We start from the raw sequence: 26,295 nt of genomic DNA on the forward strand, positions 1-26,295 counted from the left end.
GGCGGCCGGCGACCCGGCGGAGGTTCAGCGTTCCAGAACCTCGACCAGGGTCACGGCGGTGAACAGCCACTGGCCGTCGATCCTGGCCATTTCGACCCGGACTTCCTGGACATCGGCCACGGGGTCTCCCGTGCCCTGCCCGCTCAGGCGGAGGGTGCCGTGCAGCGCGGCGGTCCCGTTGTCGATGCGGTCGATGACGATGTCGTGCAGCGACACCCGCACCCGGGCGAACGAGGTGCGCACCAGGACGATGCGATCCTGGATCTGTTTGCGGGAAAAGGAACCGGCGTGGCGTGTCGATTCCACCGTCAGTTGGCAGGGATCGTCAAACAGGGCGGCAAGCTGTGCTGCCCTGACCAGGCCGTCCATCGGCTGTTCGGCCTCGTCCTTCGACCCCATCTCCTCGACCAGGGCCAGTTGCCCGCGGATCGCGCGCTCATCACCCGGCCAGAAGCGGTAGGCCGCCACGGCCGCGACGAACGCAACCACGACAGCGACGACGATCGTTCTGCCATTCACCACAGCACCCCTCCCGCGATCCGCGCGCGCTCCACCTGCCCCATCTGATGCCGTTCCAGCGGAACGGCACGGTTGTCGCCCACCACGTAGACCTTGCCCGGCTCCACCCGGCGCGGGGCCAGGTTCCAGTCCGAGGGCGACCGGATATACGGCTCCCGCACCATGGCGTTGTTGACGAACAGGGCGCCGTTGCGGAATTCGACCGTATCGCCGGCCAGCCCGACGATCCGCTTGAGCAGCATCACCCGCTGGCCGGCAAAACGGATCGCCACCACATCGCCCCGGCCTGGTTCGGCAAACAGGTAGCGGCCGCGCCAGCAGAACGCGAACCCGCCGTCCCGGTAGGTCGGCTCCATGCTTTTCCCCTCGATGCGGAGGGGAATCAGGACCTGGGTGAACACCGCCGTGGCCGCCAGGGCCACCAGGAGCAGGCGCAGCAGAAAGCGCCGGTTCAGCTCCGGGAACAGAAAACGGCGCAACGGTGCCACTGTCATGGGATGGTACGCCTGTCCCGGACGGCGACCTGAACCGAACGGTTCCCGGCCGCCACGGCCGTGGCGGCCCTGCCGGTTCCGGGAAAAAACGCGGGTGAAGGCGGCATGCCGCCCTGGATGTACATCAGCCTTCTCCTTTGGTCAACGGGCAGCGCCCTTGTATCCGCGGCCAGGCCGCCTGCTCCTGCCGCCCGATGGTGCCGCATGGTAGCACACCTTCCCCCGGAAATCCGCAAAAAGGCGCACAGGGGACGGCCGCGCCAGGCCGGCAGCACGCACCCGCAACACGATCGGCGGGCTGCCGGCCATGAGCCGGACCCCGATGGAATCGTCATAAAAAAACGCCACGGGAATCTCCTCGCCATTTCCTCCGCCTCTGGTATATTCCATCGAAACCATTTCCCGCCCATTACCCGGGCACATCCTTGTACTTTTTTGTTTTTTCCCGAGCCGGCGCCATGGGCATCACCACCGACATCATTCTTCTGGTCCTCACCGCTTTTTTCTGCGGCCTCCTCATGCAGCGGCTGCACCAGCCGCTTATTCTCGGCTACATTCTCGCCGGGGTGATTCTCGGCCCGCACACCGGCGGCATGACCATCCAGGAGGTCCATGAGATCGAACTGCTGGCCGAAATCGGCGTCGGTCTGCTGCTCTTTGCCCTGGGGCTGGAATTCTCGCACAACGACCTGAAACCGGTCAAATGGATCGCCCTGTTCGGCACCACGCTCCAACTGGCGTGCACCATGGGGCTCGGCATCGGCATCGGCCGGCTGATGGGGTGGGACGGCAAGACCTGCGTCTGGTTCGGCGCCCTCATCTCCCTGTCGTCGACCATGGTGATCCTCAAGACGCTGATGAACCAGGGCTGGCTCGGCACCCTGTCCAGCAAGGTGATGATCGGCATGCTGATCGTGCAGGACCTGGCGGTGGTGCCGATGATGATCATCCTGCCGCTGATGAACGATCCGGCCGCGGGCCTGGTTTCGCTCGGCCAAGCCGCGGTCAAGGCCACCCTGTTTCTGACCTGCATGTTCGTGCTCGGCATCAAGCTGCTGCCCTGGCTGATGCGGCAGATCGCCAAACTCGGCTCCCGTGAGCTGTTTCTCCTGGCCATCATCACCATCGGCCTGGGCATCGGCTACGCCACCTACCTGGTCGGCCTGTCCTTTGCCTTCGGCGCCTTCATCGCCGGCATGGTGCTCAACGAGTCCGACTACGGCCACCAGGCCCTAAGCGACATCATTCCCCTGCGCGACGTCTTCGGCCTGCTCTTCTTCGCCTCGGTGGGCATGCTGCTCGACCCCAGGTTCCTTTTCCACCATTTCGGCACCATCCTGCTGCTGGTCATCCTGGTCAGCCTGGGCAAGGGATGCATTTTCGCCGCGGTCTCATGGCTGTTCCGCTATGGCAACGTCATCCCCATCGCCGTGGGCCTGGGCCTGTTCCAGATCGGCGAATTTTCCTTTGTCCTGGCCCGGATCGGGTTGGCGACCGGCTCCATCAGCACGGACCTGTACAACATGGTCCTGACCACCGCCGTGCTCACCATGATCCTGACCCCGGTGGTCTCGGGGCAGACTTCCAGGTTGTATGCCCTGAAAAAGAAGTGGTTCCAGAAGGAGCCGCTGGAATCGATCAATTTTCCCGAACAGGGCTTCGAAAAACACGTGGTGATCGCCGGCGGCGGCCGGGTGGGGCTGCAGATCGCGACGACCCTGCATCGCCTGAGCATCCCCTTCGTGATCATTGAACTGGATCAGCGGCGGATCGAGCAGGCCAAACAGGCCGGATACGCCGTGGTCTACGGCGACGCCAGCCACGAGATCGTCCTCAATGCGGCGTCGCTGGCCACGGCCTCCCTGCTGGTGGTCACCATTCCCGGCATGGTCGAATCGCAGGGAATTGTCGCCCATGCCCGTGAGTTCAACAGCGCGATCCCCATGGTGGCCCGGCTCTCCGACCCCGATTTCCTCGATGTTTTCAACGAACTCAAGGTGACCGACCTGGTCTACCCCGAGCTGGAGGCCGGCCTGGAAATGACCCGGCAGGCCCTGCTCGCCCTGCATGTGCCGGTGACCGAAATCCACCGTCAGACGGAAACGCTGCGGCGCGAGTATTATTCCACCAAGGTGCGCCAGGACAACCCCTACCAGACCCTCACCCAATTCCGCGCGGCCGAGCAGCAGTTCGACCTTGAATGGCTGACGGTTCCGCCGGGCAGTTCCCTGCACGACAAAACCATCGGCGAATCCGAGATCCGCAAGAAGACCGGGGCCTCGGTGGTCGGCGTGCTCCGCGACGGCCACCTGGAGCCCAATCCCGGCCCGCAGTACCGCTTCCAGGAAAAGGATCAGGTGGCTCTCATCGGCTCCGGCAAGGCCAGGGACGCCTTTCGCGCCAACTTCCTCGTCCCGGAAGTCGCCTTCGCTCCCCAGCCCGCGGAAGAAGCGGGGCATATCGCGTTCGATACCGCCGCGTGAGGCGGGGAGAGCCCCGCCGCATCCCGTGTCCGCCGCCGAACACCACCGCGCGAAGTATTTGCAGGGATCGCTGCGGTGTGGTACGAAAGAATTCCTTGTTGCGTTTCCCATGCCAATCTCTTCGACGTCTCTGCAGCGCTTTTTTCCCGACAGCGGCCACCAATCCGGCGATTTTCCCGTCAGCCCCGACCCCGCTGACCGCGGTCCTGCCGCCGTCTTCGGGCATCCGTATCCGTTCCCATCAGGCAAACCCGTATGCATTCCATCAACTATCGCGAAATTCCGTATAATTTCACCTCGGCCGACGACCGGCTGATCATCAACCACCTCTTCGGCCCCGCGGTCTGGGACGACCTGGAGGAGCTGCGCAGCCAACGGGTCACCGGCCGTTCGGCCCGGCTGGTCATGCGCTGCATCGGCGATCTCTTCATCCTCCGGCGCAACCCCTTTCTCCACCAGGAACTGATCGATTCGCCGCGCCGCCGCCGGTCGTTCTTCCGCACCATGAAGCAGGACCTCGATCTCATCGAGGAAACGGCGAAAAAAGTCAAGGTGGACGAGCGCCGGACCGGCCAGGTGGTCAACCTGGTCCATCTCTGCCGCGAACGGATGCGGCACCTGCACCGGGAGATCGGCGGCGCGCCGCGGACCAGGGCAACGATCCGCAAACGGCTCGGCGCCATCATCGGGGCCGATAACGTCTGCTTCGACCCCTTCAGCCTGATCAGCCACGCCACCGACGCCACCGACTGGCGGCTGCATCTGCCGGTGGCGGTGGCGCGGCCCGACCGGGAGGAACAGGTTCCCGCCCTGCTGGCCGCCATCGCCGAGCTGGGCCTGCACGTCATCCCGCGGGGCGGCGGCACCGGCCTCACCGGTGGGGCCGTGCCGGTCAGCACCGGCTGCGTCATGATCAACACCGAGAAGCTCAACCGCATCCACGGGATCAACCGTCGCCCTTTCCAGCGCGATGACGGCACCAGCGCAGAGATGGCGGTGCTCCGCCTCGAGGCCGGAGTCATCACCCAGGACGCGATGCAGTACGCCGAGCAGCGCGGGCTCGTCTTCGCCACCGATCCGACCAGCGCCTGGGCCTCGACCATCGGCGGCAACATCTCGGAGAATGCCGGCGGCAAGACCGCGGTCCTCTGGGGCACGGCCATCGACAATCTCCTGGCCTACACCATCGCCATGCCCGGCGCCGGCCTGGTGACCGTGCGGCGCGCCCATCATCCCATGCGGAAGATCATGCCCGCCGACCGAGTGGTGTTCGAGGTCTTCGACGCCGGCAATACGCTTCTGCGGCGCGTGGAGTTGCGCGGCGACGAGATCCGCAAGAAAGGGCTGTGGAAGGACATCACCAACAAGGCCCTGGGCGGGCTGCCCGGCGTGCAGAAGGAGGGCACCGACGGGGTGATCACCTCCGCCGAGTTCATCCTCTACCCCGCCTACGAAAAGAAGCTGACCTTCTGCCTCGAATTTTTCGGCCCGGACATGGACGAGGCCAGCAGGGTCATCGTCGAGATCTCGGAGCAGTTCGTCAACCGGGGCGAGGAGGCCCTGATGGCGCTCGAGCATTTCGACGAGGAGTACATCCGGGCGATCAACTACAAGGTCAAGGCGGCGCGGAGCGAAGCGCCCAAGGCGGTGCTGCTCGTCGATATGGTCGGCCACACCACCGAGCAGGTCCTGCGGGGCAAGGCCGCCCTGCTCCGGCTTTTGGAGCGCTACGCCAACACGGAAATCTTCGTGGCCAGCGACGCCGACGAGGCCGGCCGCTTCTGGCGCGACCGCAAGCGGCTCGGCGCCATCGCCGCCCGCACCAACGCCTTCAAGCTGAACGAGGACATTGTCCTGCCGCTGCCCACCCTGGCCGAATTCGCCCGTTTCGTCGACGCCACCAATGTCGAGGAGGACCGCTACAACCAGGAAACCGTGGTGCGCGACCTCCTGGCCTACCTGCAGATCGCCGAGCCGGTCGAGGATCCCGACTGGCTGGAGGCCAAGATCCCCAAGGCGGCGGAACTGTGCGGCGCCGCCCTGACCGGCCTGGCCACCGGCACCGTCGAGGCGCTGCGCGGCGAGACCCACCTCAAGGCGCTGACCGCCGGCCTTCTGGAACTGTTCCGCGGCTACCCCCGGATCAGCGCCAACATCCGCCGCATCGCCGAGGAGGTCCGGCAGCGGCGGATCATCATCGCCACCCACATGCACGCCGGCGACGGCAACGTCCATGTCAACATCCCGGTCTTTTCCAACGACCGGGCCATGATGCGGCGCGCGGCCGAAACCGCCGACGCGGTCATGGCCAAGGCCGTGGCCCTGGGCGGCGTGGTCAGCGGCGAGCACGGCATCGGCATCACCAAGATGAAATTCCTCGACCAACACCTGGTCGACCGCCTCGCCGCCTACCGCAGCCAGGTCGATCCGGCCGGGGTGATGAATCCCGGCAAGCTGGTCGACGCCGACATCATCGACCGGGTCTTCACCCCGTCCTTCAACCTGCTGGAACTGGAGGCGCGCATTCTCCAGCACGGCTCCCTCGAAACCCTGGCCAGCCGGATCTCGCAGTGCATCCGTTGCGGCAAGTGCAAAGCCGACTGCTGCGTGTTCTATCCGGGCAGCACCATATTCTTCCATCCCCGCAACAAGAACCTGGCCATCGGCTCGCTGATCGAGGCCCTGCTCTACGACATGCAGCGCTCGCACTTTCCGCGCTTCGACCAGTTGAAAAATCTCGAAGAGATCGCCGACCACTGTACCCTGTGCGGCAAATGCCTCAAGCCCTGCCCGGTGGACATCGACACGGCCCGGGTCTCCATCCTCGAACGCGAAATTTTAAGCGAGCGCGGCTACAAGCACACGCCCCTGCCCACCCGGCTGTCGCTGCACTACCTCAAGACCAGGAACCGGGTGTACAACCTGGTGTTCCGCAAGACCGTGGTCGAATGGGGCGCGAGCCTGCAACGGCTCGGCGCCGAGCTACTGCACCAGGCGCCCGCGGCGATGCGGGCCAAGCCCTGGCGGCTGGTCAGCCTGCTCAAGGCGCCGATGATGCCACCTTCGAAGAAAACGCTGCGCGACCTGCTGCCCCCGACCTCGCTTAACCAGGCCCTGGTGCTCGCCCCGCGGGAGCCGGTCGGCAAGACCGTCTTTTATTTCCCCGGCTGCGGGTCGGAACGGTTGTACGGCACCATCGCCGAAGCGGCCATCTACAGCCTGCTCGCCACCGGCGTCCGGGTGGTCCTGCCGCCGGCCCATCTGTGCTGCGGTTTTCCGGCCAGGGCCAATGCCAAGGCCAGAATGTACAGCGACGTGACCCTGCGCGACACCATCGTGCTCAGCCAGATCCGGGAGATGCTCGGCTATATCAGTTTCGACGGAGTGGTCGTCAGCTGCGGCACCTGCCGGGAGGCCCTGCACGACCTGGGCGCCGAGGCGATATTCGGCGGTGCCCTGGCCGACGTCTCGTACTTCGTGCTCGAACTGGCGCCGGAACGGTTCGCCGCAACCGGTGCGCCATCGTATCTCTACCATGCCCCCTGCCACGATTCCCTTCAGGGCGAAGGGACGCTGATGCTCCGGCGGCTCGGGGCCAAGGCGGTTGCCGTCGCCGGCTGCTGTTCCGAGGCCGGCACCCTGGCCCTGTCCCGGCCGGACATCGCCGGGGCCATGCTCAGGCGCAAACGCGACCATCTCCGGGCAGCGACCGAAGGCCATCCGGGCCCGCACACCATTGTCACCAATTGTCCGTCGTGCATTTCCGGGTTGGGCCGCAACCGCGACCTCGCCGTCGAACCGCAGCATCTGGCCGTGCTGCTGGCCGAATCGCTCGGCGGCGCCACCTGGCGGCAGGAGTTGATCGGGCTGGTGCGGAACGCCGAGGTGATCACGTTCTGACCGTCCGTCCCGTGCCGCGGGCACTTCCCCGGCACGGGACGGACGCATGCCCGGTTTCAATAGAGGATCGTGTCGAGAACCGACGGGCTGGGAGGCAGCACCGGATTGATGGGATCATCGCCGGTGCCGTGCTTGAACTTGAGGCCGAGCAGGCGCAGGTTGTTGTCGTCCAGATAGAGCTTGTCTTCATAGACCGCCCTGATCGCCTGATTGCGGGGCGAAACCAGGCGGACGGAAAGATACATGACCCTGTTGGCCAGGGTATAGGTGCCGACCACCACGGCCTGGGCCCGCTGGGTGGCGGCCGCCAGTTCCTGGATATCCCTGGTCAGCATGAGTTCCCCTTTGTACATCTGCACCAGCAGTTCGCGCCGCAGCTTGATCTCCCGGACGGCATACCCCCGCTTGACGAAGCCGGCGGTGATGTTGTTCTGAAAACTGCGGCCGAAATTCGAGGTGTCGTTGAGGTCGTCGTTGTTGACCAGGGTGGCGACCAGGATCGGCTGGTCGGGCTGCTGCGGGATCAACGGCGGCACCGGCCGACTGACGAGCGTCTCCGCCACCCGGTCACCCAGGGCGACGAGATCGATGTCGCCACCGAGGACCGGCTCCAGCCGGGTACCGTTGAACCGGCTGCATCCGCAGAGAACGAGCAGCGCCGCCAGCAGGAAACCGGGGAGCAGAACATGTCGGCCCATGCGCGTCATAGGGAGGTCTTCGTGGTTGGAACGGGACGAGGCGCCGCGTTCGTGCCGGTCAGCCGGATCTCCGCCGCCGGCCCGTCCTGATGATAGTGCCAGTAATCGGCGCCGTTGATGCAATAGATGTCCGAAGAACGCATCACATACCGTTTCCCGTCGAGGATCGAGGTGGTGATGATCACTTCGTACTGTCCGCTGGGCTGGTCGTTGGCGCGAACGACATCCACCGCCGCGGCGCCGGCGATCAATTCCCAGGGGGCATCCTCGATGACGACGATGCCGGCGGCCAGGACGGTCAGCACCCCCGGTTCGGGCCAGTCCCACCGGCGGCGGTCCGGGGGATGATACACGGCCTGCACCTTGTACTCCACGGTCAGGTCGGCGTTTTCAGGCGAGGTCACGATGTTGACGCCGAAATTGACCAACTGCGTGGTCAACAGGTCGTTGAAGCCCTCGTCAAAGGGAAAGGTCCCGTCGGCACCGCACCTGCCCGGCGTGCCGCAACTGTGGCGGACATGCACCGAGGCGTGGACATACTGCTGCCGCATCAGTTCCTTGTTGATTCGGTCGGCGACGTGGTTGGCCAGCACGTTCCATTGCGCGACCGATTCGATTTCCTCCTGGCCGGAAAAGAAGGCGCCGTGCCCGCGCGTGCATCCTCCGGCCGCACATCCGACGGCGATCAGGAACAGCCACACCCATCCGTTTCGCATCATTCCCCCGCATGGTGAACAGTTGTACGATCCGCTGGTCTTCTCTTCGGATGCATCTTGCCGGAACAATAGAAAAATGATCCCCGGCGCGGCGAAATCATGGCATGCGGTTGCCGGTGCCGGCCAATCGGTGGCGAGCGGGTCAACGCCTGCCGACATTGCAGGAGAGCACCTGCGCCATGATCGCCTCCAGGTTCCGGAAAAAGGCCTCGGCAGCCGGATCGTCCGGACAGTGCTGCCGGCGCTGCTCGAAACGACTGAACAGATGGGCCAGCACCTGGGTGGCCTGATCGTCATCGAGCGAACCGAGCGCATCCCAGAGGTCGCCGGTACGCATGTCAGTCCCCTTCCTCCGGCGCGTTCGCGGCCGGGCCGGGCCCGGTCTCCGGTTCCTCGTCGGGGACAGAGCCCACGCCGCAGCAGGCGGGGCATTCCTCCCGGGTGATGAAGAAGCGGCTTTCCCCTTGGAAATAGCCGATCTCGCCGCTGCCGCCGCAGGTGTCGCAGACCTTCTTCTTCGGTTCGCTCATGGCGTGCCGGAAAATCAGAGCAGTCCCGCCGCCTGCTTGGCGGCCTGGAGGGTGTTCTGCATCAGCATGGTGATGGTCATCGGACCGACGCCGCCGGGCACCGGCGTGATAGCCCCGGCCTTGGCGAGCACATCGTCGAAATCGACGTCGCCGGCCAGGATGGCCTTGCCGCTTGCGGTCTGACCGATGCGGTTGACCCCGACATCGATGACGACCGCGCCTTCCTTGATCTGATCCGCCCTGATCATTTTGGCCACGCCGGCAGCCACGATCAGGATGTCGGCGCGGCGCGTATGGGCGACCATGTCGCGGGTGCGGGTGTGGCAGACGGTCACCGTGGCATCGCCGCCCGGCCGTTTCTGCAGCAACAGGTTGGCGATGGGCTTGCCGACGATATTAGACCGTCCGACCACCACCACCTCGGCTCCCGCGGTCTCGATCCCCGCCCGCAGCAACAGCTCGACAATGCCGTTCGGCGTGCAGGGGAGAAAACAGCGCTGACCGAGCATCATCTTGCCGGCGTTGACCGGATGGAATCCGTCGACGTCCTTGGCCGGATCGATGGCGAACAGCACCTTGGCCTCGTCGATGTGCCTCGGCAGGGGCAGCTGCACCAGGATGCCGTGGATGGCCGGGTTGCCGTTGCATTGCCCGACAAGCCGCAGCAACTCCTCCTCGCTGGTCGCCGCCGGCAGGGTGATCTGTTCGGAATGGATGCCGAGGGCATGGGCGGTCCTGTTTTTCGCCGCCACGTAGGACTGGGAGGCCGGATCTTCGCCGACCAGGATGGTGGCCAGGCCGGGAACGAGGCCGTGTCGCTCCTTGAGCGCGGCCACTTCGGCGGCGATTTCCTGGCGGATGGCTGTGGCGACGGCAACGCCGCTGATGATGGTTGCTGGCATGGGGCTGCGTTCACATAAAAAGGGGGACAAAAAAGTCTGATCGATCAGGAGGGGGGTAGCCTAGCATACCGGCTGTTTTTTTCAAGCCGAGACTGCGGCGTCGCCCCGGCGCGCCGCATTTTGCCGCGCCGGTGGGCATCGCCGTTTCGTTTCGCCGGGCCGCCCCCTTTGCCCCTCTGCCGCCTGCGCGCCTAGTTGGCGATATACCGCTGCCCGTCTTTCTTGATGTAGTCGAGCAGGTACTGCACGCTTTCCGACGGCGCGCCCTTGGTGACCAGGGTGATGGGGCGGCTGATCTCCGGGGTCGCCGGACTGTGCACCAGATAGTCGACCTGGGAGAGGGTGCCCAGGCCGATGGCCCCGGGATTCCTGATGACGCGGCTTTTGACATCCTCGGCGGTGGTGCCCATCATGGCATCCTTGGTGAAGGCGGCGGTGCCCAGGACCTGTTTTTGAAACACCGAGAGCGTGCCGGGAATCTGGCTGCCCAGGACGACCACGATCGGCTTGTCGGGTCCGCCCACCTGCGACCAGTTCTTGGTCCTGCCGCTGAAGATGGCAAGCAACTGTTCCTTGGACAGCGCCGCCACCGGCACATCGGTGTTGGCCAGCACCTTGATCTTGTCCTCGCCGATGACCCAACTGCGGTACACGGACTGGTCGGCAATGGCATACCCGTCCTTTTTCATTATCTCCATCCAGTCGGCAAAGGCGACCCCGCCGACGGCGCAGTCGATTATGCCCGCATCGAGATCCTTCAGGGCCTGAACGGGGCCGCTGTCCGTGATGTTCAGCTTGATGCCCCGCGCCCGCTGCAGGGGATATTCGATCTTTTTGAAAATATTCTCCACCGCCGCAGCCCCGGACCCGATGGTCACTTCGGTCGCCCAGGAGGAGGCAACGCCCCCCATGAGCCAGGTGATCGCGAGCAGCACGCTTAGAAAATGCCTTGGTGTCATCATGTGTAACGCTCCACTGTTAGGGTTCAACGATGCAAGCCTCGGGCAAATTATACGACAGTGTGCGGGAAGACGGAAAAGATTTATTGATCCGAAAAGGACGGCGTGGCGCTGTCCGCATGAACGGGGCGGTCGATTGACCGCACAAGGGCGGGAAAAATCGGGCCCTGTCCAGGGGCGAGCGGCCGCCCGCCCCTGGACAGGGGAACTGAAAAATGATCAGAGCTTGCTGAGCACGCTCTGGGTTTCGGCGATTTCCTCGGCGGAAACGCTCCTTCGCAGTATCTCCATCCGCTGCATGGTCTCGGCGAAGCGGATGCCCTCGGCGGCGCTGATCCACTCCAGTTGCAGCCGTTCGGGCCGCAGGCCGATCTTCTCCATCTTTTTGCGGATGCGGTCGACCCGTTTCTGGGTCCAGTGGTTGGCGTCGATATAGTGGCAGTCGCCAATATGGCAGCCGCTCACCAGGATCACCGGCGCACCCTGGCGGAAGCCCTCCCAGATGAACTTTTCGTCCACCCGGCCCGAGCACATCACCCGGATGAGGTGCACGTTGGCCGGGTATTGCAACCGTGACACTCCGGCGTAGTCGGCGCCGGCATAGGAGCACCAGTTGCAGGCGAACGCCAGGATCTTCGTTTCCGGCGCAACGGCGAGCATGGTATCCACCTGGCCCAGAATCTGGGTGTCGGTGAAGTGGTTCATGCTGATGGCGTCGAAGTGGCATTCGGCCGAGCAGGTGCCGCAGCCGGCACAGGCGGCCGAGTTGACCACCGCCGGTTTCTTGGCCTTGACGTCCACCGTGATCGCGTTGTACGGGCACACCTCGGCGCACCTGCCGCAGGCCTTGCACTTCTCGGCGATGATGGTGGAGGTGATCGGCTCGGTGGTGATCTCGCCCTTGTGCATCAGGCGGATGGCGCGCATGGCCGCGGCCGAGGCCTGGGTCACCGATTCCTTAATGTCCTTGGGGCCCTCGGCGCAGCCGGCGTAGAAAATGCCGCGGGTGGCGGCATCCACCGGCTGGAGCTTGGGATGGGCCTCCAGGAAAAATCCGTCCGGAGTGAGCTGCAGTCCCATGATCTCCTGCAACCGCTGAGTGGACGGGGCCGGTTTCATGCCCTGGGCCAGGACCAGCATGTCGAGTTCGTGGAATTCGAGGGTGCCGGTGGCGCCGTTCTCCACGGCCACGCGCAGGCTGCCGTTGTCCATCTCCTCGACCGAGCCGGGCAGGCCCCGGATGTACTGGGCGCCCATGCGGCGGCTGCGGGCGTACAAATCCTCGAACCCCTTGCCGAAGGCGCGGATGTCGATATAGAACACCTTGACCTCGACATCGGGATAGTGCTCCTTGATGATGAAGGTCGACTTGACGGTGTTCATGCAGCAGATGTTGGAGCAGTAATGGCCGCCCCTGGTGGCCGAGCGCGAGCCCACGCACTGGATGAAGCCCACCGATTTCGGATGAGCGCGGTCCGAGGGCCGGATCAGCGTCCCCTTGGTCGGACCGCTGGCGTTGACCAGCCGCTCGAATTCCAGGCTGGTGAGCACGTTGTCGAACCGGGTGTAGCCGTACTCGTCCATTTCGGTCGGGTCGTAGGGCTGCAGGCCGGTGGCCACGATGATGGTGCCCACCTCCTCGATAATTTCCTCGTCCGACATGTGGAAATTGATGCACCCCTTGGCGCAGACCTCGACGCACTTGGAGCAGACCGCCGGGTTGTGCCCCAGGCATTCCTTGGCGTTGATCAGGTACGACGACGGCACCGCTTGGGGAAAGGGGCTGTAGATCGCCTTGCGCGAGCCCAGGCCCATGTTGAATTCGTCGGGCCGCACCACCGGGCAGACCTTGGCGCAGTCACCGCAGGCCGTGCAGCTCGTCTCGTCGACATAGCGGGCCTTCTTGATGATTTTCACTTTGAAGTTGCCGACATACCCCTTCACATCGACCACTTCGCTTAAACACAACAGCTTTATCCGTGGATGTCGACCGACATCCGTCATCTTAGGACCTAAGATTCAAATCGAACAGTCCATGGTCGGAAAGGTCTTGTCGATCTGGGCCATGACGCCGCCGATGGAAGGGTTCTTTTCCACCAGGGTGACGTCATAGCCGCTGTCGGCCAGGTCGAGCGCCGCCTGGATGCCGGCCACGCCGCCGCCGATGACCAGCGTTCTCGGGGTGAGCGGCAGAGTCTCCTCGGTAAGCGGTTCGAGATGGCGCACCCGGCTGATGGCCATGTTGACCAGGGTTTCCGCCTTGGCGGTGGCGTTTTCCCGGTCGTTCATGTGCACCCAGGAGCACTGCTCGCGCAGGTTGGCCATGTCGAGCATGTAGGGGTTGAGCCCCACCGAGTCGATCATCTTCTTGAAGGTCGATTCGTGCAGGCGGGGCGAACAGGAGGCGATCACCACCCGGTCGAGGCCGTTGTCGACGATATCCTGCTTGATCTGCTGCTGGCCGGGTTCGGAGCAGGCGTAGACGATGTCCTTCGCCACGACCACGCCGTCGGCATCGGCCACTTCAGTGGCCACCTTGGCGCAGTCGACGGACTGGGCGATGTTGAGCCCGCAATGACAGACATAGACCCCGATGCGGGGCTCCTGCTCAACTGGTTTGACAGAGGGAGTTTTTGACATGCTCATTCTCCGCTGAAGCTGATTCGCTGTTGTACGTACGTGCGTACGTTTTGGTGTTTTTTTATTTTGTATCCGTGCTGGCCGCTCAGGCCGCCCCCTACCCTTCCCAGTGGATGGTCTGGGCGATCACGCTGGTCAGGTCCATCAGTTCGATCTGCAACTGCTCGCGCCGGAACGGGTCTTCCATGGCGCATTTGAGATGGATCTGGCATTTGGGGCAGGCGGTGACCAGCAGATCGCTGCCGGTGGCGTGGGCCTGTTCGAGCCGCTTGACCTGCAGGGCCTTGCTGTAGCTGTCGCAACCGGTCCAGGCGCAGTTGCCGCAGCAGATCGAGGCCCCGGCCGCCTCCTTCATCTCCACAAACCTGACCGGTTTGAGCCGCCTGAGCAGCTTGCGCGGCAACTCGGCCCGGCCTTCCAGCCGGCCCAGCCGGCAGGAATCCTGGAAGGTGATGGCGCGGTTCAGCGGCTTGAAACCCACCGCCCCCTTGTCGATCTGTTCCTCCAGAAAATCGTAGAGATGCACCACGCGGAACCGGGGCGTCAGCCCCTGCTCGCCGTAAGTGGTGTGCAGGGTCATGTAGCATTCGGGACAGGTGGTGATCACCGTCTCGATGCCGAGATCGTTCAACTGCTCGACGTTGAGCCGCGCAATCCTGAGAAAATTTTCCCTGTCGCCGGACCAGAGCAGGTCGTGGCCGCAGCAGCGCTCGTCGGGCAGCAGCCGGGGCGCCACATCGAAGAAGTTGAGCAGGCGCAGGCTGTCGAGCAGGATGCGGTTGGTCTGGCTGTCGTTATGCTTGCCGAAAAAGATGTCGTAGTACGGGGCGCAGCCGCCGAAGAATAACGTGGTGCTCGCCGGATCGACGCGGATCTCCTCGGGCAGCGCGGCCCACCGCTTCGGGGTCACGGCCGGCGAACTCATGGAGCGCATCAGCGAGTGGAAAAACCCGCCGTGCACCTCCCGTCCGGGCAGGTCGGTCTGGCGGTAGAGATGGCGCAGCTCCTTGATAAAGGCCGGGAAATTGACCGCCGACGGGCACCGGTCGTAGCACAGGCCGCAGGTGAGGCAGGACCAGGCATTCTCCCGCACACCGGGGGCGTGGATGCCGCCGGTGATCACCGCCGAGGCGATGGCCCTGGGCGAAAACGGTTTGCCGATCAGGGCCAGAGGGCAGGCCGACGAGCACTTGCCGCAGTCCTGGCAGGCATGGATATCGTAGTCGGCGACCAACTGACGCAGGGCCTGTTTGTGCTCGGCCATGTCCGTGGGCGGGATCACCGGGACAGCCTCGATGCCGGCCGGGCCGAGCGCCCGGATATCGGCGGTGAATGCCTGCAGAAAGGCGAGCAGTTCCTCGGACTGTTCCGGCAGAAAAGCGGCGAAACGCAGCCGCTCGCCGCCCAGGCCCATGATGTCGAGCACCTGCTGGACGTCCTGGGTGTTGCGCTGGGAGGTGGCGGTGCCGGAGCCGTAGCGGCAGGTCCCCGGTTCGCAGCCCACCAGGGCCACGCCGTCGGCTCCCTTGGCAAAGGCCTTGAGCATCATGGCCCGGTCGATGCGGCCGGTGCAGGGGGTCCGCACCATGCGCACCTCGTCCGGGATCGGCCGCCGCTGATCCTGGAGGGTGAGGAAGGCGGTATGCGCCCCCCAGTTGCACAGAAACAAAAGAATATTCAATGGGTTGTTGGTGTGATCATTCATGGACGGTGTCCTTGCACAGCAATTCCTCGAGGGCCTGTTCGAGATAGGCGCGGTTGCGGTAGGGGCTGTCGGCGGCGCCGGTGGGGCAGACCGACAGGCAGTTGCCGCAGCCCTTGCACAGGGCCTCGTCGACATACGCGTGCCAACCGCCGACGCTGTTGGCCTGGAGGGTGACCGCATGGTAGAGGCAGACCGTGGCGCAGCGGCCGCAGCCCCGGCAGAGGGTCCGGTCGATGGTGGCGGTGAATCCCTTCGATTGCCGCGGCCCGCGCGGCATGGCCGCGGCCACCATCACCGCCGCCGCCGTCCCCTTCTTCAGCTTGGAGACATTGATGCCCGGCGGCTCGGCCAGGTAGAGGCCGGGCACCGAGGTGGCGCAGGGATAGGCAAAAGGGATGTTCGTGACCCCGCGCTGCTGCACCAGGGGTTCCACCGTGCAGCTCGGCAGCCCTTCCTGATGGGTATAGGCGATCCGCCGCCGCGCCTTTTCCCCAAGGATGACCGTGCCGGCCCGGAGGGTCTGGCTGCGGCCCTCGGATTCGATCAGGATCTGGAAATCGCCCAGGGTGCCGCTGATGCCCTTGACGTTCCAGTCCGGGAAGTTGTGGATGTTGGGGTGTTCGACCGGGTCCTTGAGCGGTTGCTCGGCGGTGCCGAAGCGGAACACCTCGTGGTCGCTGCCGGCCAGGGTCAGGGCGCTGGTGATGGTGGCCTGGGAATTGCCGATCACCGCGGCGGCGAAATTGTAGTTCCGGTCCACCGCCGGCAGTGGCTTCAGGGTCCGGGTCCGCTTGATCGACCGGCCGAGCAAGCCCTTGAACCGCTCCAAGGCCAGCTCCGGCTTGGCTTCGACCAGCCGCAGGATCTCGCCGCGCAGGTTGCAGGTCTCGACCATGGAGCGGCTGATGCCGGTGCCGTGGAACAGGTTGTTCTTCAGGCGGCTGCGCTGGTCGGTGCAGGCGCTGCACACGAAGTTGAGCGGGCAGCAGACGCAGGAGCCGAGCACGAGCCGGGTGATGCCCTTCTCCCGCACCGCCCGGATGATCGCCTGCGATCCTGCCGGCACGCAGGCCGCGGTCAGCATCTCGGTATGGACGATATCCGGGATGGCGGCGGCCAGATGGGCGAGGTGCTCGCTCATGCCGTCCAGCCAGCCGAAGGAATCGTTGCAGCGGCAGACGAAGACGCCGATGCGCACCTCCGGCGACAGGCCCGCGTCCGGAACGGAGAGCGACAGACCGTGACCCTTGGTCGTTTTCGCGGCCCCGCCCAAGAGCTGCATAGCCCTGGCGGCGGCGTCGAAGCCGCGCACGATCATGTCGTTGACATCGGGCCGGGCCGCCTTGGGACCGTAGGCGCGAATGATGTCGTCGCCCTTGATGTTGGGGGCGACGGCCGGGTCGGCGACGATCACCGCGCCACACTGCTCGACGACCTCTTCCCTGGCCTGGCTATGGTCGATGGCCTTGAGCGCGCCGCAGGCGGCCACGCATTGCAAACACTCGGAACAGACCCCGCACTGGAGGCAGCGGCTCGCCTCGGCGATCAACTGGATGGTATTGAACCCCAGAGCCACCTCTTTGAAATCGCTTTTGCGCAGGTTCGCCTGCCGCTCGGGCATGGCCGTCCGCTGCCGCTTGGGCAAATCCTCGGGGATGCAGGAAAAATCCCCGGTACCGGGACAGGTCTGCGGACCTTCCTCCCCGATGCCGGTCAGATCGAAATGGATCGCGCGGGCGGCCAGGCGGCCCGAGGCCATGGCCCGGACCACCGAGGAGGGCCCGGAAACCGTGTCGCCGGCGGCATAGACACCGGGGCATGAGGTGCGGGTTTCCCCGTCGGTTTCGATGAAGCCCCGGTCGTTGACCGCGACCCTGCCGCCGAAACTGCCGGCGTCGAACCCGCCCATCTGGCCGACGGCGACAAAGGCCCGGTCAAAGGCCAGGATGAAAGGCTGCTCCCCGGCAACCACCTCGGGCCAGGCGATGCCGCGGGCGTCCGGCTGGCCGGGCCGGGTGCGCATACACTCCAGATGGGTGAATTTCGGGGCGCCATCGTCGTTTCCTTTCTTGTTTTCGCCCCGGAAGGCCGCCACTTGGGTGGCGTCGACGATGGTGACGCCCTCCTCCATCGCCTCGCGCACCTCGTCCGGGTCGGCCGGGATAGAGTCGGCGCCGAACCAGGAGACGATGCTCACCTGGGCGCCCATGCGGGCCAGGGTGCGGGCCAGGTCAAAGGCCGAGTTGCCGTCGCCGATCACCGCCACCCGTTCCGGCAGGCGGGCGAGGTCGTCCCGCTGTCGCCGGACGAGAAAGGCGAGGCAGCCCTCGACGCCATCCAGATCCTCGCCCTCGACGCCGAGCCGCCGATCGCGCCAGGTGCCGGTGCCGAGGATCACGGCCTGATATTCCTTGGCGAACCGGTCGAGATCGCCGGCAAGGTCGACGGCCTGGCCGGTGGCGAAGACAACGCCCATCCGCTCGATCAACCGGATCTCCCGGTCGAGGATGGGCCGCGGCAGGCGGTGGGCACCGATGCCGTAGCGGAGCAGGCCGCCCACCTCTTTCTCCTTTTCGAAGACCGTCACCCCGTAGCCCTTGCGCGCCAAGTCGGCGGCAGCGGCAATCCCGGCCGGGCCGGACCCGATGACGGCAATCTTCTCGGGCCGCGTCGGCTCCACCCTGGCCGCCTCCGTCGTACCGGCCGCCTCTTGCCCGGCCTCGTCTGTTCCTTCGTAATCGGCCAGAAACCGCTTGATCGCCCGGATGGCCACCGGATCGTCCACGCCGCCCCGCCGGCAGGCATCCTCGCAGGGATGGGCGCAGATCCGGCCGCAGATGCCGGGCAGGACGTTGTCGCGGCGGATCAGGGCCAGGGCCTCCTCGTACTTGCCCTGGGCCGCCAGGGCGATATAGCCCTGGGCATTGACCCCCAGGGGGCAATTTTCCCGGCACAGGGGTTGCCGGCGCTTGTCGATGGTGGGCCGGCCCGGCAGGCTGGAACGCGCGTGGTAGCGCAGGGCCCGGCCGGTATCCGGATGCTCCACCGGGCAGACGGCGACGCACTTGCCGCACAGGGTGCACCGGTCGGGATCGATGAAGGTCTGTTCCTGATCGATGCGGACGCTGAACCCCTGGGCGGTGTGCTTGATCGACGTGATCCTGGCCGGCAGCAGGCTCCGGATCGAGTTGTTGCGCATGATCCGGATCAGGCCGGGCCGGTGGGCGTGGTTGAAGGTCAGGCCCGAGGGCAGCCGGTATTCCTCGGCGGCCAGCTTCCGGTCGAGATCGGCATCGGCCTCGACCAGGGTGACCGGAATGCCGAGTTCGCCCAGCTTGTTGGCGGCGGCAATGCCCTCCGGCGTGGCGCCGGCGACGATGACCCGATAGAGTCGCTCTTTCTGTCGTTTCATTGCAGCACGGCCCCTGCCTGGCCGGCGGCCCGTTTTTCCCGCCCCTTGAGGGTGGACAGGCCGTAATCAAATCCCTTGGTGAAGGCCTCGATGTTGCGTTCCTCGGTCCCCTTGGGCACCGAGCGGGCGATGGTCGCCTGGGCCGCCTCGCTGGACACCGCCCTGGTGATGGCGGTGCAGAAGCCGAGCATGATGATGTTGGCCATCATCTTGTTGCCCAGATTCTCGGCCATGCGGGTGGCGGGAATGGCGTAATGGTCGCAGGCCGCGTTCTCCGGATCGACCAGGTCCTGATCGACCAGGAGGACCGAGTCCGGCGCCAGGGCCGGGCCGAACTTGTCGTAGCCGGCCTGGGACATGGCCACCAGGATTTTGGGCGTGTTGACGTACGGATAGTGGATGGGGCGATCCGAGATGATCACCTGGGCGTTGCAGGCGCCGCCCCGTGATTCCGGACCGTAGGCCTGCACCAGGGTGGACTCCTTCTTGTCGCCGAGCGAGGCCGACATGCCGAGGATGCGGCCGGCGAGGATGATGCCCTGGCCGCCGAAACCGGTGACGATGATCTCGGTCTGGCTGGATTGCGCTTTTTTGCTCATGGTCGTAGTTGCTGCCGGTGATGGGGAGGTGCGGAATCAGTCGTCGCTGCAGGGGCGATGAATCTCGCAGTAGCGGTCGTCGCAGGTGGAGCGGTCAATGTCGATGAAGGTGCCGAGGACCACGCCCTTGCCGAAGTCGATGTCCGCCTTGACCGGATCGGCGCCGTTCTTGATGATGGTCCGGTCCTGGTAGAGCCTGAGGGTATCGATGGGTTTTTCCTTGTTGCGGCGGCCGTAGTTGACCGGGCACGGCGACAGGACCTCGATGAACGAAAACCCCTTGCGCAGGATGGCCTCGTTGATTGCGGTGGTCAGGTCGCGGGTGTGGAGAATGGTCCAGCGGGCCACGTAGGTGGCGCCGGCGGCGTAGGCCAGCAGCGGCAGATTGAAGGGCGCGTCCGGATTGCCCAGCGGCGTGGTGGTCGATTTGGCCATGTTGGGCGTGGTCGCCGCCACCTGGCCGCCGGTCATGCCGTAGGTCAGGTTGTTGACGCAGATCACGGTCAAATCCATGTTGCGCCGGGCCGCATGGATGAAATGGTTGCCGCCGATGGCGAACAGGTCGCCGTCGCCGGAAAAGACGATCACCTTCAGGTCGGGTCGGGCCATCTTGATACCGCTGGCAAAGGGGATGGCCCGGCCGTGGGTGGTGTGGAAGGAGTCGAGTTTGATGTAGCCGGCGCCGCGGGCCGAGCAGCCGATGCCCGAGACCATGGTGAAGCGATTGTACGGCAGGCCGGTGGCCTTGATGGCGCTCAGGCAGGAGGAAAACGCCGTGCCGATGCCGCAGCCCGGACACCAGATATGGGGAATGCGGTCGGTGCGGATCAGGTCGTCCAGCGGGTGTTCCGGCTGCCTGGCCGGTTTTTTCGGATTGGTGGTCATGGGCGTGCAAACTCCTTCTCGATGCATTCCAGCACCTTGTCCGGATGGATGATCCTGCCGCCGGCATGGCCGACGAGATGGGCCGCGGCCAGGCCGCCGGCGCAGCGTTCGACCTCGTGGTGCACCTGGCCGAGGTTGATCTCCACGGTGATGAATCCCTTGACGCGGCCGGCGATTTCGCGGATCAACGCCTCCGGAAAGGGCCAGACCGTGACCAGTTGCAGCAGGCCGGCCCGGTAGCCCAGCGCCCGCGCCCGGTCGACCGCGGCCAGGCCGGTGCGCACCGAGATGCCGTAGGACACGATCACAATGTCGGCATCCTCCAGGCGGTAGCTCTCGGTGGTGATGATATCGTCCAGGTTGTCGCGGATCTTGTTCTTGATGCGGGCGAGCATCTGCTCCTGGGCCTCGACGGTCATCGACGGATAGCCGCGCTCGTCGTGGGTGAGGCCGGTGACGTGGATGTTGTAGCCGTCGCCGATGGCCGGCATCGGCGCCACGCCGTTCGGGCCGGGCTCGTAGAGTTTGAAGCGGTCCTTGCGGCCGGTGGGTTTGGGCCGGTTGACCAGCTTGATCCTGCCGGGTTCGGGAATGACCACCTTCTCGCTCATGTGGCCGACAATCTCGTCGGCCATGATCAGCACCGGCACCCGGTACTTTTCGCTCAGGTTGAAGGCGCGGATGGTCTGGTAGAAGCAGTCCTGCGGCGAGGACGGCGCCAGAGCGATCAGCTCGTAGTCGCCGTGCGAGCCCCAGCGGGCCTGCATCATGTCGGCCTGCCCGGTCATGGTGGGCAGGCCGGTGGAGGGACCGGTCCGCTGCACATCGACGATGACGCAGGGGGTCTCGGTGCAGACGGCCAGGCCGAGGTTTTCCATCATCAGGCTGAAGCCCGGCCCGGAGGTGGCGGTCATGGTCTTGGCCCCGGTCCAGGCGGCGCCGAGGATCGAGGCGATGGCCGCGATCTCGTCCTCCATCTGGAGGAAGGTGCCGCCGACATCGGGCAATCGTTCGGCCATGTGCTCGGCGATCTCGGTGGCCGGGGTGATGGGGTAGCCGCCGAAGAAGGTGCAGCCGGCGGCGATGGCACCCTCGGCGCAGGCGACGTCGCCGGTGATGTAGTGTTCACCGGTCAGAACAGCGGGTTTCATACACGGCTCTCGGAAAAGGGAGAATTATTTCAGGGCGGTCGCGGGGTGCACTTCCACCGAATAGATGGCGAATTCGGGGCAGATGATTTCGCAGTAATGGCAATTGACGCACTCGCCGGGCCTGGCGACCACCGGCGGGTGGTAGCCCTTGCGGTTGAAGCGGTCGGAGAATTGCAGAATGTCCTTGGGGCAGAATTCGATGCAGTAGCCGCAGCCCTTGCACCGGTCGTCGATGATGTGCACCTCGCCCCGGGTGATCTGGATCTCCTGGGCGTCGAGGGGAACTCGCCAAAATGCCATGTTGCCCGCCTTGTCAGAGGGTACGATTCGATGACGCGAGCACAGATCCGAAGGCGCCCGCCATGGGATAAGGGCTGAAATAACCTGAAAAAAGAGCAGAAGTCAAGTGGCAATCACGGTACGCTTCCAAAAAATGGAGACACCGCCACAGTTTTCCGGACAGTGTCTCGTTTTTGCTCGAATGCTTTTCAAGAAGGTTCCATCGACAACGGTAGCGCCCGCCTCGCAGGGCACACGGGACCATACCGCCAGCCGGGTCCAAGCAGACAGAGAGGCAGTTGGGCTTGTGCCTGTCAATAGTCTCCAGCTTCCCATGAATCCGCTGTTCTTTTGAGACACTGCCATCTATTCCCTGTTGACAAGCAGTGGATCACTCTCTATATTGACACGAAAATAAAAAACATCGTGTCTATTAGACACTGCCGTTCAGGTCAGAGGAGGCGCGCCATGCTCTTTCCCATCTCCGGTATCACCGTTGACCCCTGGATTCCGCCGCTGGTTGCCTTTGTTCTCTCCTTCTTTACCTCCATGGGCGGCATTTCGGGCGCTTTTCTCCTGCTGCCCTTCCAGATGTCCGTGCTCGGCTATATCCATCCCTCGGTCAGTTCCACCAATCAGTTATACAACATCGTTGCCATCCCGTCCGGGGTCTACCGCTACTGCAAGGAAGGACGGATGGTCTGGCCGCTGACCTGGGCGGTGGTCCTGGGCACCCTGCCCGGTGTCCTCATCGGCGCCTTCGTCCGGGTGACCGGGCTGCGCGACCCCCGCAACTTCAAACTCTTCGCCGCGGCGGTCATTCTCTACATCGCCGTCAAGATGATTAAGGATCTGTACAAACAACGGGCTGCCGCCAAAAGCGGACAACAGGGCGGCGACGGCAAAGGCGGACCGCTGGCCGCATCCTTCGGCAATCCGGCGGCCACGGTCACGGTCATCCGGCGCGGTTCCAGGCGGATCGCCTATACCTTCCAGGGTGAAACCTACGACGTCTCCGGCGCGAGCATTTTCATCCTCTGCTTCGTCGTCGGCATCATCGGTGGGATTTACGGGATTGGCGGCGGGGCGATCATCGCCCCTTTCCTGGTCACCTTTTTCGGTTTACCGGTCTATACCGTGGCCGGGGCGGCCCTGATGGGCACCTTTGTCACCTCGGTGGCCGGCGTGGCCTTCTACACGGCCCTGGCCCCCTTCTTTCCGCAGGTGTCGGTGGCGCCGGACTGGCTTTTGGGCGTGCTCTTCGGCCTGGGAGGCATGGCGGGGATGTACCTGGGCGCCCGATGTCAGAAGTTTGTGCCCGCCAGGGTGATCAAGTGGATGCTGGTGGCCATCATGCTCGGCACCGCTCTCAAGTACATCGTCGAATTCTTCCGGTAAGCGGCGGACAAAAAAACAGCCTGTCAGGCTGCTGATTCCCGACAGGCTGCATCGCCCGCACCCTGTTGCACGCATCCGCCGCGCCTCGGGCTGTCCGCTTCCGGGCAGATCCGCGGCAACGGTGGCAACGGACCCTTCTTCCTCTATTCCTCGCCGTCGTCGATATCGTCAAGGAACCGGTACATGACGTATACATCGACCAAGCCCAGTTCCCGATGGCGAAAGGCCTGCGGCAGCGTGCCGACGACGACAAAGCCGAGGGAACGCCACAAGGCGACCGCCGCCCCATTGGTGCTGATCACGAAGTTGAACTGCATGGCTCGGAACCCCGCGCGTTTCGCCTCGCGCAGGCAGTGGCGGCCCATGCTGCGGCCGATGCCCCGGCCACTGCAGGCGGGATCGACCATGAAGGAGGCGTTGGCCACATGGGAGCCGAGGTCGCGCTGATTGGCGACCAGCTTGTACATGCCGATAATCCGGTCGTCCTCCACCGCGACAAACGAGGTGACGCCCGGCGCGAACCAATAGGCCCGCCCTCCCTCGATGCCGGTGTCCGGCGCGAACACATAGGTCGTGCCGGTGGCGACCACGGCCTGGAAAATGGGCCACATGCCCGTAAAATCGGAGGGAACGGCGCGGCGAATGTTCATGGACGGCCTCGGAAGCGCAGGGCGCTGGACCTGAAGTTTTTTTGCATTCCCCTGGTCAGGGTTCGGCAAACAGAGTGCCGATGGTTGCCGGAATGGCCCCCTTCGGGGTCAGGGTGTGATCTTTTGTCACGCTGTACACACCAAACCACTGTTCGGGATCGTCCGCATCCTGGCGCAGGGCCTCCTCCGGCCCCTTGGCGCTCTTCCACCACTCGTCCTGCAGTTCGAAAAAGACCAGGCCGCTGTATTTCTCCCGGCCCTTGGCGGTGCGGATATCCCGCCAGACCGATTTGAAGGTCGCCGGCACCTCCTCGATTGCATGGCCGCCGAATCCGGGAATCCAGGGTTTGGGGGCGATGGGCGAGGTCGACAGGCCGACCTGGGTCACCAGGATCGGCTGTTTCGTTTCGGCAGCCAACTGCTCGAGATAGCCCTGATAGGCGGTGCCGGTGACCGAGCCCGGCGGCGAGGTTCGCACGCCGTTGGCATAGGTGTAGACGTTGAGGCAGATCAGATCGCCCATGTCCGGCACCAGCACGCTTTCCCGGCTGACTTCGATATCCGGACGGTCGCCGATCGGGCCGACATGGGTCCAACTGGTGTGGCAGTAGAGATGGCGGCGGCCGTAGCGGGTCAGTTCATAGTCCATCGCCCCGTCGACCAGTTTGGCCAGCGCCACCTCGGTGGGAGTACGGTTGGTGACCGTGATGTGCCTGCCCCGGTAGTCGCGGACCTCGGGATGGCGGGCGTCGGTGGAGGCGATGCACTTGGCCTGCAACTCGTCGCCGATGGAAAAGAGGACCAGCCGGTCGGGTCGGCCGACCTGGTAGGTGTGGTCGATCACCTCCTTGATGTCGTTCAGGGTTTTTTCCTGAAACGCCGGGGCGAGGAAATCGTCCTCATAGGCCCACACCCAGACATCCTGGCTGTAGACCAGGTCGGTCTTGTCCAGGGCCTCGAAAAACCTGGGCGGCATCAGGCGCGGAAAAACGTGGATGTAGTTGGCGTTCATGGCCCGGATCAGGCGCAGATGCGTCTCGTAGCGGCCGTCGTTCCCCGGCGCCATGCCGCGCACCGGTGTCTCGCCGGGAAGAAAGGGCGAGTAGCCCATGCCCCGGAAAAAAACCGGCTGTGCCGGGGCGCGCAAATCGATCAGCGCGGTGCCCCGGACGACGAAACGCTCGGGCTGGGGCGTGGCCGGGTTCATGGTCATGGTTTTGCCTGACGGCGCGGCTTGGGCTGCGGCGGACAGGACAATGAACACGAGTATGGTCAGCCGAAAAAGCGAAAATTTTACAATCATAATCAGAAGGCTGGAGGGTTCACAATGGGTGATGGTTGCGCGCCTGACTGCCGAAAGGGCTCGCGGGACGGATTTCCGCACAAACAAATCCGCACCATATACCAGTCGGGCGGCAAGAGAAAGCAATTCGAGATTGATTGTGTTACGACAAGGCCTGTAAACGGCTTTTTTGCCTAGGGTAAAAAAGAGAGCCAGCTTGAGTATACCCATGTTGGCCGGGGTGTCATGAGCGACAATTTCAAAGGCGCGTATCTATCTGCGCGTCAGCACCGACGAATAAGACCTGACCCGCCCGGCGGCCATCGTGAAAAATGCGAAATCCTCCGGCCATCATATTGCCGGCGTCTACCGGGAAAAGGCATCGGGTGCCCATGCGGATCGCCCGAAGCTGAACGCCAGGTGGCCTCGATCCGCGCCAAGGGTACCCGCCTGGCAATTCCTGGCGTGGTCGATCTGTCCGACTTTGCGGCCAAGGCAAAAAGAGCGGCAAAGATAGTCCTGGAGTCGGTTCAGCATTTACTGTTGAAGCTCGCCCTACAGATGGCCCGCGACAATTACGGGGATCATGTTCACCGCCATGAGTAAGCCATACCCCTCAAAAATCCAGTGGGCTCTTGGCCTCTTTCAGGGTTTGACTGCGAACTGTGTGAGTATAGATCATCGTAGTCCTCACATTTGAATGGCCCAGCAATTCCTGGATGGTGCGGATGTCATAATTGGCCTGTAAGAGGTGACTGGCAAAGCTGTGCCGGAAGGTGTGAGCTGTAACTCTTTTTGGTATTTTGGTTTTTTGCACTGCCGTGCGAATCGCCTTTTGCACCAGGGAAGGGTGGATATGATAACGCCTCAATTCCTGGCTATCTTTGACCTGCGTTAAATTTTGGGCCGGAAACATCCATTGCCAGATCAGCTCCTTGGCCGCTTTTTTATACTTAACCTAGTTCAGTGAAAAAACATCTACAAAATCAACGCAAAGTTAAAATCAACATATTGAAATTTCAGTAAAAATATTGCAATATCCGCCTGTCCTAAAAACTCACTTGGCAGGTGAAATTATGAAGCGGTTTATCCT

The 26,295-nt window shown here is 64.2% G+C and carries 20 protein-coding genes and 2 pseudogenes; 4 read left to right on the forward strand and 18 right to left on the reverse strand.

Annotated features, from left to right (window positions below; all coding sequences use genetic code 11):
• Window positions 1-24: 24 nt before the first annotated feature.
• The gene (locus tag Q362_RS0113835) at window positions 25-519 is read right to left on the reverse strand and encodes a hypothetical protein (protein WP_157470143.1); all 495 of its coding nucleotides are present in this window, start codon (window positions 517-519) and stop codon (window positions 25-27) included.
• On the reverse strand, window positions 516-1,013 hold the full coding sequence (gene lepB, locus Q362_RS0113840) for a signal peptidase I (RefSeq protein ID WP_028319179.1): 498 nt from the start codon (window positions 1,011-1,013) through the stop codon (window positions 516-518). Before lepB ends, Q362_RS0113835 begins: the two co-directional genes overlap by 4 nt.
• A 458-nt stretch (window positions 1,014-1,471) precedes the next feature.
• Between lepB and Q362_RS20740 the strand changes: the two genes are divergently transcribed.
• Together Q362_RS20740 and Q362_RS0113860 are read left to right on the forward strand one after the other, a co-directional pair.
• Entirely contained in the window at window positions 1,472-3,496 is a 2,025-nt protein-coding gene (locus Q362_RS20740) for a monovalent cation:proton antiporter family protein (protein WP_051554339.1), read from the forward strand.
• 255 nt (window positions 3,497-3,751) lie between these two features.
• Window positions 3,752-7,396, forward strand: a complete 3,645-nt coding sequence (locus Q362_RS0113860) for a DUF3683 domain-containing protein (protein ID WP_028319181.1) — start codon at window positions 3,752-3,754, stop codon at window positions 7,394-7,396.
• Window positions 7,397-7,452: 56 nt separating this feature from the next.
• On the opposite strand, the gene Q362_RS22355 is transcribed toward Q362_RS0113860, so the two are convergent.
• The 13 genes from Q362_RS22355 to Q362_RS0113925 all read right to left on the reverse strand — a co-directional run bounded on the left by Q362_RS22355 (window position 7,453) and on the right by Q362_RS0113925 (window position 21,893).
• Window positions 7,453-8,094, reverse strand: coding sequence for a FlgO family outer membrane protein (locus Q362_RS22355; protein WP_157470145.1), 642 nt, complete (start codon window positions 8,092-8,094; stop codon window positions 7,453-7,455).
• 5 nt (window positions 8,095-8,099) lie between these two features.
• On the reverse strand, window positions 8,100-8,813 hold the full coding sequence (locus tag Q362_RS0113870) for a hypothetical protein (RefSeq protein ID WP_157470147.1): 714 nt from the start codon (window positions 8,811-8,813) through the stop codon (window positions 8,100-8,102).
• 139 nt (window positions 8,814-8,952) lie between these two features.
• Window positions 8,953-9,147: a hypothetical protein gene (locus Q362_RS0113875; protein ID WP_028319183.1), complete on the reverse strand. Its 195-nt coding sequence runs from the start codon at window positions 9,145-9,147 to the stop codon at window positions 8,953-8,955.
• Between the two features lies 1 nt (window position 9,148).
• Complete coding sequence (locus tag Q362_RS0113880; RefSeq protein WP_028319184.1) at window positions 9,149-9,340, reverse strand: hypothetical protein; 192 nt, start codon at window positions 9,338-9,340, stop codon at window positions 9,149-9,151.
• Window positions 9,341-9,354: 14 nt separating this feature from the next.
• Window positions 9,355-10,242: a bifunctional 5,10-methylenetetrahydrofolate dehydrogenase/5,10-methenyltetrahydrofolate cyclohydrolase gene (locus Q362_RS0113885; protein ID WP_028319185.1), complete on the reverse strand. Its 888-nt coding sequence runs from the start codon at window positions 10,240-10,242 to the stop codon at window positions 9,355-9,357.
• A gap of 191 nt (window positions 10,243-10,433) precedes the next feature.
• Window positions 10,434-11,204, reverse strand: a complete 771-nt coding sequence (locus Q362_RS0113890; protein WP_028319186.1) for a substrate-binding domain-containing protein — start codon at window positions 11,202-11,204, stop codon at window positions 10,434-10,436.
• 216 nt (window positions 11,205-11,420) lie between these two features.
• A complete protein-coding gene (gene hdrA2 / locus Q362_RS20750; RefSeq protein WP_084312741.1) occupies window positions 11,421-13,841 on the reverse strand; it encodes a CoB-CoM heterodisulfide reductase HdrA2 in 2,421 nt (806 codons plus the stop codon).
• Window positions 13,842-13,938: 97 nt separating this feature from the next.
• On the reverse strand, window positions 13,939-15,546 hold the full coding sequence (locus Q362_RS0113900; protein ID WP_028319187.1) for a hydrogenase iron-sulfur subunit: 1,608 nt from the start codon (window positions 15,544-15,546) through the stop codon (window positions 13,939-13,941).
• The gene (locus tag Q362_RS0113905) at window positions 15,539-18,958 is read right to left on the reverse strand and encodes an FAD-dependent oxidoreductase (RefSeq protein WP_028319188.1); all 3,420 of its coding nucleotides are present in this window, start codon (window positions 18,956-18,958) and stop codon (window positions 15,539-15,541) included. Before Q362_RS0113905 ends, Q362_RS0113900 begins: the two co-directional genes overlap by 8 nt.
• Window positions 18,955-19,557: a 2-oxoacid:acceptor oxidoreductase family protein gene (locus tag Q362_RS0113910; protein ID WP_028319189.1), complete on the reverse strand. Its 603-nt coding sequence runs from the start codon at window positions 19,555-19,557 to the stop codon at window positions 18,955-18,957. The genes Q362_RS0113905 and Q362_RS0113910 overlap by 4 nt, the downstream gene beginning before the upstream one ends.
• Window positions 19,558-19,593: 36 nt before the next feature.
• Window positions 19,594-20,442 (reverse strand): 2-oxoacid:ferredoxin oxidoreductase subunit beta, encoded by an 849-nt coding sequence (locus Q362_RS0113915; protein WP_028319190.1) that lies wholly within the window; start codon window positions 20,440-20,442, stop codon window positions 19,594-19,596.
• A complete protein-coding gene (locus tag Q362_RS0113920; protein ID WP_028319191.1) occupies window positions 20,439-21,593 on the reverse strand; it encodes a 2-oxoacid:acceptor oxidoreductase subunit alpha in 1,155 nt (384 codons plus the stop codon). Before Q362_RS0113920 ends, Q362_RS0113915 begins: the two co-directional genes overlap by 4 nt.
• A gap of 24 nt (window positions 21,594-21,617) precedes the next feature.
• Entirely contained in the window at window positions 21,618-21,893 is a 276-nt protein-coding gene (locus Q362_RS0113925; protein ID WP_028319192.1) for a 4Fe-4S dicluster domain-containing protein, read from the reverse strand.
• Window positions 21,894-22,340: 447 nt separating this feature from the next.
• On the opposite strand from Q362_RS0113925, the gene Q362_RS0113930 reads away from it, so the two are divergent.
• Window positions 22,341-23,270, forward strand: a complete 930-nt coding sequence (locus Q362_RS0113930) for a sulfite exporter TauE/SafE family protein (protein ID WP_028319193.1) — start codon at window positions 22,341-22,343, stop codon at window positions 23,268-23,270.
• Window positions 23,271-23,413: 143 nt separating this feature from the next.
• Here the strand turns inward: Q362_RS0113930 and Q362_RS0113935 are convergent, their stop codons facing one another.
• Entirely contained in the window at window positions 23,414-23,920 is a 507-nt protein-coding gene (locus tag Q362_RS0113935) for a GNAT family N-acetyltransferase (protein ID WP_028319194.1), read from the reverse strand.
• 55 nt (window positions 23,921-23,975) lie between these two features.
• A complete protein-coding gene (locus tag Q362_RS0113940) occupies window positions 23,976-25,133 on the reverse strand; it encodes a hypothetical protein (protein ID WP_245590234.1) in 1,158 nt (385 codons plus the stop codon).
• 373 nt (window positions 25,134-25,506) lie between these two features.
• On the opposite strand from Q362_RS0113940, the pseudogene Q362_RS22915 reads away from it, so the two are divergent.
• Window positions 25,507-25,799, forward strand: a pseudogene (locus Q362_RS22915) (recombinase family protein); the annotation flags it as partial.
• Between the two features lie 19 nt (window positions 25,800-25,818).
• Here the strand turns inward: Q362_RS22915 and Q362_RS0113950 are convergent.
• Window positions 25,819-26,157: pseudogene (locus Q362_RS0113950) on the reverse strand (tyrosine-type recombinase/integrase); the annotation flags it as partial.
• Between the last annotated feature and the right edge of the window lie 138 nt (window positions 26,158-26,295).

Source organism: Desulfobulbus elongatus DSM 2908, from assembly GCF_000621145.1.
In the GTDB taxonomy this organism is placed as follows: Bacteria; Desulfobacterota; Desulfobulbia; order Desulfobulbales; family Desulfobulbaceae; genus Desulfobulbus; species Desulfobulbus elongatus.

Excerpts from the sequence above, each read along its gene's own strand:
- Q362_RS0113935 (WP_028319194.1), bottom strand. The coding sequence starts at position 23,920 with ATGAACATTCGCCGCGCCGTTCCCTCCGATTTTACGGGCATGTGGCCC.
- Q362_RS0113875 (WP_028319183.1), bottom strand. The coding sequence starts at position 9,147 with ATGCGTACCGGCGACCTCTGGGATGCGCTCGGTTCGCTCGATGACGAT.
- Q362_RS0113915 (WP_028319190.1), bottom strand. The coding sequence starts at position 20,442 with ATGACCACCAATCCGAAAAAACCGGCCAGGCAGCCGGAACACCCGCTG.
- Q362_RS0113905 (WP_028319188.1), bottom strand. The coding sequence starts at position 18,958 with ATGAAACGACAGAAAGAGCGACTCTATCGGGTCATCGTCGCCGGCGCC.
- Q362_RS22355 (WP_157470145.1), bottom strand. The coding sequence starts at position 8,094 with ATGGGCCGACATGTTCTGCTCCCCGGTTTCCTGCTGGCGGCGCTGCTC.
- Q362_RS0113925 (WP_028319192.1), bottom strand. The coding sequence starts at position 21,893 with ATGGCATTTTGGCGAGTTCCCCTCGACGCCCAGGAGATCCAGATCACC.
- Q362_RS0113900 (WP_028319187.1), bottom strand. The coding sequence starts at position 15,546 with ATGAATGATCACACCAACAACCCATTGAATATTCTTTTGTTTCTGTGC.
- Q362_RS0113930 (WP_028319193.1), top strand. The coding sequence starts at position 22,341 with ATGCTCTTTCCCATCTCCGGTATCACCGTTGACCCCTGGATTCCGCCG.
- Q362_RS0113880 (WP_028319184.1), bottom strand. The coding sequence starts at position 9,340 with ATGAGCGAACCGAAGAAGAAGGTCTGCGACACCTGCGGCGGCAGCGGC.
- Q362_RS0113920 (WP_028319191.1), bottom strand. The coding sequence starts at position 21,593 with ATGAAACCCGCTGTTCTGACCGGTGAACACTACATCACCGGCGACGTC.
- Q362_RS20740 (WP_051554339.1), top strand. The coding sequence starts at position 1,472 with ATGGGCATCACCACCGACATCATTCTTCTGGTCCTCACCGCTTTTTTC.
- Q362_RS0113870 (WP_157470147.1), bottom strand. The coding sequence starts at position 8,813 with ATGATGCGAAACGGATGGGTGTGGCTGTTCCTGATCGCCGTCGGATGT.
- lepB (WP_028319179.1), bottom strand. The coding sequence starts at position 1,013 with ATGACAGTGGCACCGTTGCGCCGTTTTCTGTTCCCGGAGCTGAACCGG.
- Q362_RS0113940 (WP_245590234.1), bottom strand. The coding sequence starts at position 25,133 with ATGACCATGAACCCGGCCACGCCCCAGCCCGAGCGTTTCGTCGTCCGG.
- Q362_RS0113860 (WP_028319181.1), top strand. The coding sequence starts at position 3,752 with ATGCATTCCATCAACTATCGCGAAATTCCGTATAATTTCACCTCGGCC.
- Q362_RS0113910 (WP_028319189.1), bottom strand. The coding sequence starts at position 19,557 with ATGAGCAAAAAAGCGCAATCCAGCCAGACCGAGATCATCGTCACCGGT.
- Q362_RS0113890 (WP_028319186.1), bottom strand. The coding sequence starts at position 11,204 with ATGATGACACCAAGGCATTTTCTAAGCGTGCTGCTCGCGATCACCTGG.
- Q362_RS0113885 (WP_028319185.1), bottom strand. The coding sequence starts at position 10,242 with ATGCCAGCAACCATCATCAGCGGCGTTGCCGTCGCCACAGCCATCCGC.